A 13,909-nucleotide genomic window follows, 5' to 3' on the forward strand; every position below is an offset into this window, starting at 1 on the left:
GGTCTGGCATGCTAAATCAGCCCGAGCGATCGTGCTCGCTCAAGGGACCCAGCTCGTTTACGGATGCCGATCTTGTTGAAGATCTGCTGCATGTACCATTTGACCGAGCCTTCGGTCATTCCGACGCGCACCGCGATCTCGCGGTTCTGTAGGCCGGCGCTGGCCATCTGCAGGATTTCTGCCTGGATGCGGGTGAGCCGCTCGGGGCTGGGCATGCCCGCGGCATGGGCCTGTGGTCTAGTTGCCGTCGAAGAAACGTTGCAATCGGCAGCGGCGGCCTGCAGCAATCGGGCGACGAGCAAATCCGTTGCGGAGGTGCGGATATGTGAGGCGCCGAGCTGTTCCTGCAGCAGGCGCGTGACTGGCGCACCTTCGTCGAGAAAGCTGCGCACGAAGCCGCCGGTGACGGCGCGGGCCAGCGCGCTGCGCAATTCGCGTTGCGCGCGGGTCGTCTGGCCCTGCGCAACATAAGCGCGGGCAAGCTGCAACTCCCACCGGATCGCCGACCGAAAGGCGCCGGCCCTGACCGCGAAACGCTTCCAAATCCGGCCGAGCTCGATGGCGGGTGTCAGATCGCCGCGCGCGGTCGCGAGCCTGAACCACGAGACGGCGCGCATTTCGTCTCGCGTCGTGCAGTCTGCCCGCGGCTGCATACCGTCAGCCGCGCCGAGCAGTCCTTCCTGGCGCCCGATCTCGAAAGCGCGTTGCTGCTCGCCGTCATCTAGCAGCAACTTCACTCGTTCTCCGATCATGGCCTGACGCAGGCGCGCCAGCGACCGGCTCTCGGCCAGCACCATGCCCTCGTCTAGGCGGCGATGGGCGGCCGCCATGTCGCCCGCGTACGCCAGCAGTTTTGCGCCGGTGACATAGCCCGCCACATACTGGTCGATGAAGCCGACCCGCGGCGCCAGATGATGCCGGTCGATCAGCGCTTTAGCCTGCGTGAGGTCGTTGCGCTCGTAGCAGACTTCGGCGAGTAGCAAAGCAGGCACCGACGCGATCCATTCGGCTTCGACGAGATTGCCGGCGATGCTTGCGGCTTCCTCGAGCCGCCGAGCCGCTGTCGCAAGGTCGCCGCGCATAGCATGAGTAGGTCCAAGCACTGAGAGGTGCCACACCATGCCGAGCAGGCGTTCGCCGAGATTGAATTCGCGCACGCCCGCGGCTTCAAGTTCAGCTGCGTCGGTGAAATCGAACTGCTCGCGCCGCGCATACAGCAGCGAGCCGAAGATCGTGCCGCGGGTATAGTGGTCGAAACTGTCGATGCGCTTCAGTAAATCGGCGCATTTGCGCCCGGCGGCGATCTGATCGTCCTCATATTGCGCCGTCAGCATACGGCTGTGGAGCACAAGGCCTTCGAGTTCGGCCGCATCGTCGCGCAAGGTGGTCTCGTCGGCGAGCCGCAAGAAATCCTCGACAAGACCGAAGCGCCAGCCGGTGGACGCGCCGCGCGCTGCGAATACCGCTGCGCGCGGGTGCTGCCGCAACACATCCTGAGGCAGCTTGAGCGCCATTGCGGTGACCAGTTCGCCTTGTCCGGTAAGGCAGGCGCGCATGCCGAACACGTCCAGCAGCGCGGCGGCTTTGTCCCATGCCTCGGCACGCAGGGCGCAATCAAAGGCTTCCGGCATTCGGTTGTCGCGCTCGAACCAGTCGGCGCCGCGCAACGCGATCGCATCATGCTCCACGCGGCCAGATCGCATCAGCAGGGATCGAAGATAGGTGGCAAACAGCGGATGAAGCCGGTAGTCCTGTCCGCAGCCATCGACGGGATGGATGAACAGGCCCGCGCTCACCGCGTCGTCGAGTAATTCCGCGCTGGTCTCGATGGCGAGCGCGGCGTCGCAGGCGCCCGCGGTTAATGTGCCAAGTCCGGAGGCGCCGATCAAGAAATCGCACAGCGGTGCCGGCAGTGGTTGCAGGATTTCTTCGGCGAAAAAGTCATCCATCAGGCGGGAGCCGCGCCGCATCTCGCGTAGTAGTGCGGGCACACCGATCGCGCTGGCGCGCTGCAGATAAATGCCGACCGCTGCCGGCCATCCGCCGGTCGCGTCCGCAATCTCGGTCGACGCGCGCTGATCTAGCTCCAGCCCGAACTCAACGGCGGCGATCTCCGTCAATTCGTCTGCCGTTAGTCGCAAATCCCCGACGCCGATATCGCGCACGCGTTTCAGCGCGCGCGCGCGCGCCAGGGCGACGCGGAGCGGATGGCGCGTCGTCAGTAACAGCGCATGCTGATGCAGCTCGAGCTGCAGGAAGAACGTGCACAGGCTCTGCGCGATGGCATCCGGCAAGACATGGCCGCCATCGACCAGCACGATGCCGCGCGTCCGCGTGCCGAGCCAGTTGCGGATGAAAGGCATCAGCGCCTGATGATCGTCGAGCTGGATCGCCGCATGCAGCCGTCTGCCGCTGCGGATCACCGTTGCGCGGTCATCGTCGAGCATGATGTAGAGCGGTTGGTAGCCGGCCTTCGCCAATTCGCGCATCCATTGCCGCAGCAGGCTGGATTTGCCGTAGCCTGCAGGCGCATTAACCAGCGTGAGAGGCGGGAGGGATGTCCGTTTCAGCCCAAGAGACAGATGGTGGCGAACAATGCCCGATGCAAGTTCCGCATGCGCGTCGGTCGTTGTGTCGCCACCATTTATGAAGGCGACCGGCAGCGGTGGGATTTCCCAAATATCTTCAACGATATAGTCGGTCATCATTTCCACCCGCAGAGATCTGGCGCTTTGCAAGGATGGTGCCAACCGGCGCATCCCGGCGCTCTTCAACGGGTATGATGACAGCCGGAGCGCAAGCCGCAAGCGCTTTACCGTCGCAGAAATGTCATTCGCTATCTTTCGATAGGTGACGCTCCGCGACCCCGGCCCCTAGCCTCCTGTCAGACTTCACATTCAGGCGGATCGAGGGGATTTATGGCATCGGTACTTAATCGAACGAAAGCGGCGCTCGACGGCTTCGAGCGGCAGGAGATCGAGATCAACGGCATCAACACCGTGGTCTACAGCGCGGGATCCGGCGAGCCGCTGGTCTATCTGCATGGCTCGGGCACCTTCGCCGGCTTCGGCTTTGCGCGGCATTGGGTGAAGACCCATCGCGTTATTCTTCCCTACCACCCCGGTTTCGGCGAATCCGCCGATGACGCTCGCATCGAGTCGATCAACGACCATGTGCTGCATTATCTCGATCTGTTCGACGCACTCGGCCTCGATCAGATCAACCTGGTCGGTTCCTCGCTCGGCGGCTGGATCGCATCGGAGATCGCAATCGTACAGCCGGCGCGTATCGCGCGGCTGGTTCTGGTCTCGCCAGGCGGACTGGTGATCAAGGATGTACCGTCCACCGACCTGTTCACCGTGCCTCCGAAGGATGTGTCAGTCTATCTGGTCGCCGATCCCGCGGTGCTGGCACCGTTCATGCCGGAAGGTCACGACCTCGACTTTATGACGCTGCGCTATCGCGAGACCATCTCGTCGGCGCGGCTCGTGTGGGAACGGCCCGGCAATCCCAAGCTCGACCAGTGGCTGCATCGCATCTCCGCGCCCACGCTGCTGCTGTGGGGCGAGGGTGATCGCATCAAGCCGTTCGCGCAGGCCGAGACCTGGCTCAAGCTGCTTCCGAATGCGCAGCTCGAAACCATGGCGGGCGTCGGTCACCTGCCGCTCGACGAGCAGCCTGTTGCTGCCGCCGGGATCGTTTCGAACTTCCTGAACGAGAGCCCCGCCGCTGCAAAACCTGCCGCGCGCATCACCAAGAAGGCGTCGTAACCATGCAGCCGAGCCCGTGGAAGCCCTGGTATATAGTGTTCATGCTGACGCTGTTCATGGTGTTGGCTTTCGCCGATCGCGCCGTCCTCGGCTTTGCCGCCGTGCCGATCATGCGCGATCTCAATATGTCGCCGAGCGAGTTCGGTCTCGCCGCCGGCGCCATGTATTGGCTCTATCCCGTGGCCGGCATTGCCGGTGGTTTTGCGCTGAACCGCTATCCCGCCAAATGGGTGCTGACGGTGCTCGCCGTGATCTGGGCTCTCTCGCAACTGCCGATGCTATGGGCCACCACACATACGGAAGTGGTGATGGCCCGTGCATTGCTCGGCATCGGCGAAGGTCCGGCCTTCGCGGTGGCTTTGCATGCCTGCTTCAAGTGGTTCGAGGACAAGGACCGCGCGATGCCGACCAGCATTGTCTCCGAAGGCGCGGCCTTCGGCATCATCTTCGCAAGCCCGGTGGTCGCCTATCTCATCGCCGGCTATGGCTGGCGGACCGGCTTCGCCGTGCTCGCGGCACTGACCCTGCTATGGGTGGTGGTCTGGATGATCACCGGCAGCGAAGGCAAGGTGCAGACGGCGACGCCTCGCGTGGCCGAAGTCAAGCGGGTGCCATATCCGAAGCTGCTGCTCGATCGCACATTCCTCGGCAACACCATCGCCGGCTTCTCGGTCGCCTGCGGCATCACCATCTTCCTGGCTTGGCTGCCGCCATATCTGCTGAAAGGCCTCGGCTATTCGACGACCCAGGCCGGCTGGCTCACTACGCTGCCTTGGCTGACCAGCATCGTACTAGTGTTGATCGGTAGTTTCGTGTCGCAGAGACTGATCCAGAAGGGCGTGTCGAGCCGGCTTTCGCGCGGATGGATGCTGACAGGTGCGCTTGGCCTCGGCGGCTTCTCCACCATCGCAATGACGCAGCTGCAGCCGGGGGCACTGCAACTGCTGCTGCTGTCTATCGGATTCGGCCTGCCAACGCTGGTCTGGACGCTGAGCCCGGCGATCATCGCCGAAGTGACGCCGGTGGCGCAGCGCGGCGGCATGCTCGCGGTGTTCGCCACGGTGGCGAACACCGCCGCTGGATCCTTCGCACCCTATTTCATGGGCATTCTGGTGGAACGCGGCGCCACCCAGGCCCAGGGCTATGCGACCGGCTTCATGATCCTCGGCGCGCTGCAGCTCGGTGTCGCACTGATCGCCTGGCTGCTCATCAATCCGGAAGCGACGACGGCCTCCTTCGCAAAAACCAGCACCGCGGTGACACCGGGCGAGGCTGCGCCCGCGCAGGCCTGATCCGCACGTCACTCAGCAACAACTGTCATCCTTGCAATCAACGAGGCGCCAATCATGCCGATCCTTCCTGATACCGAATTCATGGCCTGGCATTTCATGCCGTATTACGATCTGCCGGAGAATATCGACGACTATGAGTCGCTCTGGGTCGATTTCCCGAATAAATATTTCGATCCGAAGAAGGGCCACGAATATTACGAACGCTACCTGTCCGAGCTGGTGCTTGCCGACAAGCTCGGTTTCGACGGCGTCTGCATCAACGAGCATCACAATACGCCCTACAGCCTAATGCCGGTGCCCAGTATTCTGGCAGGCGCGTTGATCCCACAGACCAAAGGCAAGATCTGCGTGATGGGCACGCCGGCGGGCCTCGACCATCCGCATCGGTTGGCGGAATCCTATGCCATGCTCGACGTGATGTCGGGCGGTCGCATGGAATTCGCGTTCCCGCTGGGCACGCCGATGGAATACTGGTCCAGCAACGTCAATCCGGTCACTGCCCGCGAGCGCCAGCGCGAGGCGCTGGAAGTGATCATGAAGATGTGGACACAGGAAGGGCCGATCAGTCACTTCGGGCGATTCTACAATTATCGCTACCTTAATATGTGGCCGAGGCCGTATCAGCAGCCGCACCCGCCGGTCTATTTGGTTGGATCGGGAAGTCCCGGCACCATCGAGCTCGCCGCCGAAATGGGCTTTGGCTATTCGTCGACTTTCAGCCCGATCACCTCGCAACTCGCGGCGCAGAAGACGCTGAAGGAGCGGGCCGCGCATTACGGCCATACGATTCGTCCATCGCAGGTGCCGATCGTCTGCATGTGCTACATCGGTGATGATGATGAGAGCGCGCTGGCCGAGATGGAGCCGCATGTACGCTATTTCTTTACCACGCTGACCCGTGCGGGCCGCTTCATCGATGCACCAGGCTATCTGTCGCTGGAGGAATTCCAGAAGCGCAACGGCCGCATGCTGCCGTCCAGTCATGGCGGCGCATTCGACTGGGCTCAGATCCGTCAGCAGTTCCGTGTCGTTGCAGGCACCGCCAAGACAGTAGCGGACACGATCGAGAAGTGGGCAGAGGAGGCGCAGACCAGCCGCATCATCTTCCAGATCCATCGCGGAAATATGCCGCATTGGAAGGTCGTGCGCACGATCACCGGGCTCGCCAACGAGGTCATTCCGATGCTCAAGGAACGGCGCCGGCTGGCCGACGCCGAACTGTCCGTCGCCGCCGAATAGCGCCATTCAAATTGAAGGAATCGCAACCATGATGATGACCCCCGGCGTCACCAGCGCCACGTCGAGTGTCCAGGACATCACCTGGAATATTCTCGGTCAGACCTATGTGCCGAAGCAGCTCTCGGAAAACTCGCTGTCCTGGCATGCCACGTTTCCGCCGGACACGTTCGTGCCGCCGCATATCCATCCGACTCAGGATGAGTTCATCTATATGCTGGAAGGCACGCTCGACTTCTGGCTCGACGGTACGGATGCGCAGGCGAAGCCCGGCGATCTCGCCCGGCTGCCGATGGGGATTCCGCACGGCATCTTCAACAAGTCCGGGCAGACGGTGAAGTGCCTGTTCTGGGTGTCCCCGACGCGAAAACTGTTCGACCTGTTCAAGGCGATCCACAACGTACCGGATCCGGCCGAGGTCGTGCGGCTGGCGGCCTTGCACGAAGTCGAATTCCTCCCGCCTCCCGGCGCTTGACATCTGGCGCACCGGACTCGCGAAAACGCCCTGGCGGAAAGACATGATGAACGCTCTCTTTAATAAGCCACGCACGCCCCTGATCGTCGGGATCGGCGGCACGCATCGCCCCAATTCTTCGTCCGAACTGGCGGCGCGCTACGCTCTCGGGATCGCAGCGCAGGCCGGTGTGCGAGTGCAGATGTTCGATGGCCCGTCGCTTTCATTTCCGCTGTACAATCCCGCCGACCCGGTGCGCGACAAGTACGCTATGTCGTTCGTCGCCGCCCTACGCGATGCCGACGGGATCATTCTCGCCGCGCCTGCCTATCACGGCGGCATCTCGGGCCTTATCAAGAACGCGCTCGACTATACCGAGGACATGAACCGCGACGCGCGCGTCTATTTCGACGGGCGCGCAGTGGGGAGCATCGCCTGCGCCGGTGGCTGGCAGGCGGCTGGTGCAACGCTATCAGCCCTGCGCTCGGTTGTTCACGCATTGCGCGGCTGGAACACGCCGCTTGGCGTGACGATCAACACAGCCGGCAAGATATTCGATGGCGACACTTGCCTCGACCTCGATGTCGAGCGCAATCTTGCGGTTATGGCGCGACAGGTCGTCAGCTTCGCGCGGGCGATGAATGCGCGGCGCGTCGATGGCGTGGACGCGCCAGGAATGCAGTATCTTTAGTGACAAGATAGCAAAGGACGCCGGGAGGATCACGATGACAGAGCTGGCCGCGCCACGTTCTTCCAGAGGACCCAGCGTTACTTTCCTGCCCGATGGCACGACGCATATCGTCGATTTGCACGTCCCACTCCCCACCAGCATCAGCGCAGCCGCCGCCAATATGATAAGGCTGCGCAACAGCTTGCCCGATCCGACCAATGGTTTGACCGCACCGATCGAGATCGAGCGCAAATTCTATGATGAGGCGCAGGCGATCCTCGAGGTGCAGTTGCTCGAGATGTATGCGGTCTCGGTCGAGTCCGTGACGGTCGGCGGCGTGCCGGGACGACTGGTAACGCCGCGGGACCCTGCACCAGGGACACACGGGCAGTTGCTGGTCAATCTGCATGGCGGCGCATTCAAGCTTGGTGCCCGCTCGATCGCCGAGGCTGTCCCGATCGCAGCGCGCACCGGACTGCCGGTGCTCGCTGTCGACTACCGTCTGGCCCCAGAACATTCCTATCCTGCCGCCGTCGCGGACACGGTTGCGGTCTATCGTGCGCTACTCGAGACCCGAGCCGCAAAGGATATCGCAATCTACGGATCATCTGCAGGCGCCGTTTTGGCGGCGCAGGCCGTCGTCCGTGCGCGTCAGCTCGCGTTGCCGCTGCCCGCCGCAATTGGCTTCTTCTCAGGCACTGCGGATTTCACCAGGACTGGCGATACGGAAGCCTTGTTCGGCGTGATCGGACTGGCGCCGCGTGTAACGGCAGTGCTGGAACAGGCCAGGGGCTATCTCGCTGACGCACATCTGAGTGACCCGGTACTGTCGCCGATCCATGCCAACCTCGACGGGTTTCCGCCGACACTATGCATGTCGGGGACCCGCGATTTCTTCCTCAGCGGAACCTGCAATTTCCACCGGGCGCTATTGTGCGCCGACGTTGATGCAAGACTGGTTGTGTTCGATGCGATGCCGCATGTCCATTGGACCAAGTATCCAGAGTTGCTGGAAACGACAGAAGCACTCGATATTCAGGCCAGGTTCTTGACGGAGCATTTGAGTTCCTAACAGCAGTTCACGACCCTTCTGGATTATGTGCTCCAAAAATGAGCAGACGCATCTGATTCTGTTCGTCAGCTTGTGGCGCAAGCGGACATCACCGATTTGAGTGATCACTCGACGTCAACCGGGTGGCAATGGCGTCAACTCGGTCAACCGTGACTTTCAAACTGCCAAACTGGGGAAAGTCCGGGCTGCGGCGGCTGCGCGCGCGCCCCACCCTTGGGAAGGACCCTTTATCTCATGCGGGGAGCGGCGATCGGCGAGGCTAGGAAGGGCGCAGGCAAAGCGGCGCGAGCGGCAAGGCCGCGCGCAATCATCGCGCACCGATCTATCAAGCCCCTTGCCCCGCCCCAGCGTATCCGACGGATCGATCTCTAGCCGCATGACCCGTTCACCGTAAACGTACCCTCTCACTGATTTGATGTTACGCCTGCGCCGCAGCGGCTTTTGCAATTCGAGCGCGCTGATAATTCATTTGCGCGCCGAGCTTCAACCTCAAGATCGGTTTCATACGACCGCCGCGTCGCCGGGCGAGTCGGGCCGAGGCCGAGCGACACCGTCAACAGACCACCAGGAAAACCGTCAGATAGCACGCGCGAAGTCGGTTGCCCGTCGATCCACGGGAACGCGACCGCCGTCGGCGCAACCGGCTCATATTCGACGAGCGCGCCGCGCAGCATAGCGACGAGCCGCACGAGCGCGTCTTGCCATGCGAAGTATTCAGCGCGCGCCGCGCCGATCGAGAGCGGTGACGCGGCGCGCCAGTTGAGCGGCGAACGCGGTTCGCGGTGCAAGTCATACGGCCCGCGCTTCATTGCGGCCTTGCCGCAGTTCGGCTTCAACTCGACGAGCGCGATGGCATCGTCGACGCCCTCGACGACAGGCCGAGAGCGCAGCGCGCCCCGGCCGTCACGATGCGGCGCTTGCGCTTAAGAGCAGCGCGGCGCGAAATCCCAGCCGGGCCGGCGGTTGCCGATGCCGCACGACATGACGAGCGCCTGGGTATCCAGAACGTTGGGGACGTTGACGGCGATAGCTTGCTCGAGGTTCATCGTAGCGAAGATGACACAGCCCGTGACATCGTTCATCCTTTGACTATGAAAAGCGTCGTATTTTTTTACGTCGGTTAGCCCGGCCGACAGGAGCATGTCGAGGTCGCGAGGAATCGACCGGGACAGAACCAGCACGAAAGGCTTGGCTGATGCCGCTTCGTTCGAATGGCTACAAGATCGGCGACCATGTCCGCGTGGTCGACCTATTGGTCCGCAGCGACCCCCGGTCTAGGGACCGTAAACCAGGTTTTTCGCCTTACACGGGGTCGCAGCCCCTGGAATCTCGCCAGTAGATCATTCTGAAAGCGGTACACGCGAACGCGTGCGTTGCACGCGTCTGCACGCATTGGCCAAACGCCCGAGAGCAGGCGCGATGCTGGTTCTTCAAACGCCGCTTGAAGAACCAGAATGCGTTCCGACCTCTAAAAACAACTCACATAAATTTATGTGACACGTTCTTCGTCACCGTGTAGCAGGCGAGGCCTTCGGTGCCGCCTTCGCGGCCATAGCCACTATCCTTGACGCCGCCGAACGGCGTCTCTGCCGTCGATGCGACGAAGTGGTTGATGGTGAGATTGCCGGTTTCCACGTCGTTCGAGATCCGCTGCACATTGTCGGCAGACTTCGTGAAAGCGTAGGCGGCGAGGCCGAACGGCAACGCATTGGCCTTGGCGATGGCTTCGTCGAGATCGCGCACTGGATTGATCAGGGCGAGGGGGCCGAACGGCTCCTCGTTCATCGCCAAAGCATCGTCGGGCACGTCGGTGAGCACGGTGAGCGGGTAGAAGTAACCGCGATTGTTGATGCGCTGGCCACCCGCGAGCACGCGCGCACCGCGATCCTTGGCGTCCGACACCAGCCGCTCGATTGCCTCGATGCGGCGGCTATTGGCAAGCGGCCCAAGCTGCGTGGATGGATCCATGCCATTACCGATCTTCAGCTTGGCGGCGCCTTCGGCAAAACTCTTTGCGAAGATTTCGTAGTTCTTCTCCTGCACGAAGAACCGCGTTGGCGCGACGCAGACCTGGCCCGCATTGCGCGATTTGGTGGCGACTGATGCGGCTGCCGTCGCGACCGGATCTGCGTCGTCGCACACGATCACCGGGCCATGTCCGCCGAGCTCCATGATCGCAGGCTTCATGTGCTGGCCGGCCATGGCGGCGAGATGTTTGCCGACCGGCACCGAACCGGTGAACGTGATCAGCCGGATCGCCTGATGCGGCACCAGATAGCCTGAAATCTCGTCGGGATCGCCGAACACCAGATTGAGCACGCCTGGCGGCAGGCCTGCATCATGGAACGCGCGCACCAGCTGCAGCGCGCCGGCTGGTGTTTCTTCCGACGCCTTCAGGATGATCGAGCAGCCGGACGCCAGCGCGCCGGCGACCTTGCGCGCAGGTGAGCTCATTGGGAAATTCCACGGCGAGAATGCTGCAACGGGGCCGATCGGCTGGCGATACACGGTGTGTTGCAGACTGGGACCGGCCGGGATCACGCGGCCATACATGCGCATGCTTTCGGTCGCATCCCATTCGATGATCTCGCAGCCGCGCAGGATTTCGAGCTTCGCCTGATCGAGCGGCTTGCCTTGCTCCAGCACCATCGCCGTCGCCATCTCGTCGACGCGCGAGCGGATCAACGCCGCAGCCTTCAGAATGATTTGCGCGCGCGCGTTCGGTGCCGTCTTGCGCCAGACATTGAAGCCGCGCACCGCCGCATCGAGCGCGTCATCGAGATCGGCTCTGGTCGCATGCGGCACCGTCCCGAGCACGCTCTCGTCAGCGGGATTGATGATCGGCGTGCCGGAGGCCCGGCGCCAGTGTCCGTCCACGTAAAGATCGATGTTGGGATAGGTCATGTCGAAGTGCACTTTCTCGGTCGTCGGAAGCGGTTGACTCCGCCTCACTTGCGCGGCATCCAATCATATGTTGATATAATAGAACAAGTGTTCTGTCAGGCAGAACAAGCTGAAATTGAATGAGATCGAAGATGCGTACGATTGGACGATGCGAGATGGCGGAAAGCGCAGCGGCAGATGCCGCGACGCGCGCCATGCATGTGCCGGTCGTCGCGTGTTGGGCGCGCTGAAACAACAAAATCATCAAGAACATCGATTGGGAGTTGAAACATGAGAGAGCAGTGGGCTGCGGCGTGGTCGCTCACGCGGCGCGTCGCGATGGCAGGCATGCTGGCGGTGACGGTTACTGCATTCGCACCGGCGCAGGCGCAGGATGCCTATCCGAGTAAGATGATCCGGCTGCTGGTGCCGTTCCCGGCCGGCAGCGCCACCGATGTGGAAGCGCGCTTCCTCGCCGAAAAAGTCGGCGCCTTGCTGAGCCAGAAGATCCTCGTCGACAACAAGCCGGGCGCCAACGCCAATATCGGCGCGGCCGAAGTCGCGCGCGCGCCGGGCGACGGCTATACGCTGTATCTCGCGACCAATTCAACCCATTCGGCCAACGTGCATCTCTACAACAAGATGCCGTTCGATCCCGTCGCTGACTTCACGCCTATCGCGCGGTTGACGCGCAATCCACTGGTGATGGTGGTCGCCAAGGATTTTCCGGCGAAGGACCTCAAGGAGTTCATCGCTTACGCCAAGGCCAATCCAGGCAAGCTGAGCTATGGCAGCGGCAATACCGGCAGCATGGCCGCGGCGCAGCTCGTGCGGTCGATGGGAAGCATCGACGCCGTGCGGATTTCCTATCCCGGCACGCCGCAGGCGATCACCGATCTGCTCGGAGGCCGCATCGAATTCATCATCACCGACGTCGCGGTGACACGCGAATTCATCAACAACGGCAGTCTGCGTGCCCTTGGCGTGACGACACCGCAGAAGGTTGCCTCGCTGCCGGAGGTGGCGCCGATGGCAGAGGTCGGTCTGCCCGGCTACGACTTCGCTGCCTGGAGCGGGTTGTTTGCGCCGAAGAATGTGCCTGCCGACATCGTGCAGAAGCTCAACAAGGCTTTCCTGCAGGTCATGGCGACGGATGAGGCGAAGAAGTTCTTCGCCGATATCGGTCTTGAGCCGGATGTCAGCACGCCGGAAGGCCTTGCCGAGCACGTCGCCAAGCAGACCGAGCTGTGGGGCCGCATCATCAAGGAGTCCGGTCTTGAAAAAATCTGATCCCGTCGGCGAGCTGTTCTCGCAGCTTCCGGCACTGCTGGAGAGTGACACTGCGCTGATCCAGCGCGGCCGCTTTCTCGATGTTGATTGTCTGCTTGGCTCGACCGAGCAGGCGTTTCACGTCGCCATCCGCGCCGGCCGCATCATCGACATGGTGTCGGCGCCGGTGCTGATGCGGTCGTGGACTTTCGGCTATCGCGCGACGCCTGACGCCTGGACCGCATTCTGGCAGCCGATGCCGAAGGCGGGGTGGCACGATCTTCTGTCTCTGACCAAGCGCGGCGAAGCAAAGCTCGAAGGTGACATCAAGCCCTTCATGACCAATCTTCAGTACTTCAAGGATCTGCTGGCTTTGCCGCGCAACGCCGGAGGTGCGGCATGACCGCATATATCGAACCGATGATCGGGCGTTACGTACATGTCGACATCGACGGCACCTCGCACCGGATCTATTTCGAGGAAGCCGGCCAAGGCGTTCCGCTGGTCTGCCTGCACACTGCCGGCTCGGACAACCGGCAATGGCGCTATCTCCTTGCGGATGAACAGTTCACCAAACACTTCCGCATCATCGCCTTCGACATGCCCTGGCATGGCAAGTCGAATCCGCCGGCCAATTGGGACGGCAGCGAATACCAGCTCACGACAAAACGCTATACGCAGACGATCCGCGCATTCAGTGCGGCGCTCGATCTCGACAAGCCCGTCGTGATGGGCTGTTCGATCGGCGGCCGCATCGTGCTCAATCTCGCCATCGATCACGCCAGCGAATTCCGCGCCTTGATCGGCCTCGAAGCCGCGGACTTCCAGGCGCCGTGGTACGACACCACCTGGCTTAATCGGCCGGATATCCATGGCGGCGAAGTCTGTGCCGCGCTGGTATCCGGTCTCGTTGCGCCGCAGTCTCCTGCGGAGGCGCGGATGGAAACCCTGTGGGCCTACAAGCAGGGCGGCCCCGGCGTGTTCAAGGGCGATCTGTACTTCTATCGCGTCGACGGCGACCTGCGCGGTCGCACCAAGGCGATCGATACCAAGATCTGTCCGCTCTATCTGCTCACCGGCGAGTACGACTTCTCCTGCATGCCCGAAGACACCGTGCGAACGGCCTCCGGCATCGCGGGCGCGGAAGTCACCGTGATGGAGCAGCTGGGCCATTTCCCGATGAGCGAGAATCCCGCGCAATTCCGGCGTTACATCGCGCCGGTGCTTGAGAAAATCAAACAACAACAGAAAATCTGAGGAGAG

Annotated in this window: 13 protein-coding genes; 9 read left to right on the plus strand and 4 right to left on the minus strand. The window is 62.3% G+C overall.

What is annotated here, in order from left to right:
- Window positions 1–11: 11 nt before the first annotated feature.
- Entirely contained in the window at window positions 12–2,705 is a 2,694-nt protein-coding gene (locus AB8B20_RS27805; protein ID WP_439073877.1) for a LuxR C-terminal-related transcriptional regulator, read from the minus strand.
- A gap of 213 nt (window positions 2,706–2,918) precedes the next feature.
- Here AB8B20_RS27805 and AB8B20_RS27810 point away from each other — a divergent pair, with 213 nt between their 5' ends.
- From AB8B20_RS27810 to AB8B20_RS27835, 6 genes are read left to right on the plus strand one after another with little or no spacing between them, the layout of a single operon-like run.
- Entirely contained in the window at window positions 2,919–3,770 is an 852-nt protein-coding gene (locus tag AB8B20_RS27810) for an alpha/beta fold hydrolase (protein WP_439073876.1), read from the plus strand.
- A gap of 2 nt (window positions 3,771–3,772) precedes the next feature.
- Entirely contained in the window at window positions 3,773–5,062 is a 1,290-nt protein-coding gene (locus tag AB8B20_RS27815) for an MFS transporter (RefSeq protein ID WP_439073875.1), read from the plus strand.
- A gap of 54 nt (window positions 5,063–5,116) precedes the next feature.
- Window positions 5,117–6,301, plus strand: coding sequence for an LLM class flavin-dependent oxidoreductase (locus AB8B20_RS27820; protein WP_439073874.1), 1,185 nt, complete (start codon window positions 5,117–5,119; stop codon window positions 6,299–6,301).
- A 28-nt stretch (window positions 6,302–6,329) separates the two neighbouring features.
- Window positions 6,330–6,773 carry a cupin domain-containing protein gene (locus AB8B20_RS27825; RefSeq protein WP_439073873.1) on the plus strand — a complete coding sequence of 148 codons (444 nt, stop codon included), beginning with the start codon at window positions 6,330–6,332 and terminating at the stop codon, window positions 6,771–6,773.
- Window positions 6,774–6,819: 46 nt separating this feature from the next.
- Window positions 6,820–7,443, plus strand: a complete 624-nt coding sequence (locus AB8B20_RS27830) for an NADPH-dependent FMN reductase (protein ID WP_439073872.1) — start codon at window positions 6,820–6,822, stop codon at window positions 7,441–7,443.
- Window positions 7,444–7,477: 34 nt separating this feature from the next.
- Window positions 7,478–8,494 (plus strand): alpha/beta hydrolase fold domain-containing protein, encoded by a 1,017-nt coding sequence (locus AB8B20_RS27835; protein WP_439073871.1) that lies wholly within the window; start codon window positions 7,478–7,480, stop codon window positions 8,492–8,494.
- 404 nt (window positions 8,495–8,898) lie between these two features.
- Here AB8B20_RS27835 and AB8B20_RS27840 read toward each other — a convergent pair whose 3' ends face one another.
- From AB8B20_RS27840 to AB8B20_RS27850, 3 genes are all read right to left on the minus strand, one after another.
- On the minus strand, window positions 8,899–9,303 hold the full coding sequence (locus tag AB8B20_RS27840) for a hypothetical protein (protein ID WP_439073870.1): 405 nt from the start codon (window positions 9,301–9,303) through the stop codon (window positions 8,899–8,901).
- 114 nt (window positions 9,304–9,417) lie between these two features.
- Window positions 9,418–9,675: a hypothetical protein gene (locus tag AB8B20_RS27845; protein WP_439073869.1), complete on the minus strand. Its 258-nt coding sequence runs from the start codon at window positions 9,673–9,675 to the stop codon at window positions 9,418–9,420.
- A gap of 298 nt (window positions 9,676–9,973) precedes the next feature.
- A complete protein-coding gene (locus AB8B20_RS27850; protein WP_439073868.1) occupies window positions 9,974–11,398 on the minus strand; it encodes an NAD-dependent succinate-semialdehyde dehydrogenase in 1,425 nt (474 codons plus the stop codon).
- Between the two features lie 270 nt (window positions 11,399–11,668).
- Here AB8B20_RS27850 and AB8B20_RS27855 point away from each other — a divergent pair, with 270 nt between their 5' ends.
- The 3 genes from AB8B20_RS27855 to AB8B20_RS27865 are packed head-to-tail and all read left to right on the plus strand — an operon-like array spanning window position 11,669 to window position 13,903.
- Window positions 11,669–12,667, plus strand: a complete 999-nt coding sequence (locus AB8B20_RS27855; RefSeq protein WP_439073867.1) for a Bug family tripartite tricarboxylate transporter substrate binding protein — start codon at window positions 11,669–11,671, stop codon at window positions 12,665–12,667.
- Window positions 12,654–13,049 (plus strand): hypothetical protein, encoded by a 396-nt coding sequence (locus AB8B20_RS27860; RefSeq protein ID WP_439073866.1) that lies wholly within the window; start codon window positions 12,654–12,656, stop codon window positions 13,047–13,049. Before AB8B20_RS27855 ends, AB8B20_RS27860 begins: the two co-directional genes overlap by 14 nt.
- The gene (locus AB8B20_RS27865; protein WP_439073865.1) at window positions 13,046–13,903 is read left to right on the plus strand and encodes an alpha/beta fold hydrolase; all 858 of its coding nucleotides are present in this window, start codon (window positions 13,046–13,048) and stop codon (window positions 13,901–13,903) included. Before AB8B20_RS27860 ends, AB8B20_RS27865 begins: the two co-directional genes overlap by 4 nt.
- Window positions 13,904–13,909 lie beyond the last annotated feature (6 nt).

The organism is Tardiphaga sp. 866_E4_N1_4, assembly GCF_052076075.1.
Classification (GTDB): domain Bacteria; phylum Pseudomonadota; class Alphaproteobacteria; order Rhizobiales; family Xanthobacteraceae; genus Tardiphaga; species Tardiphaga robiniae.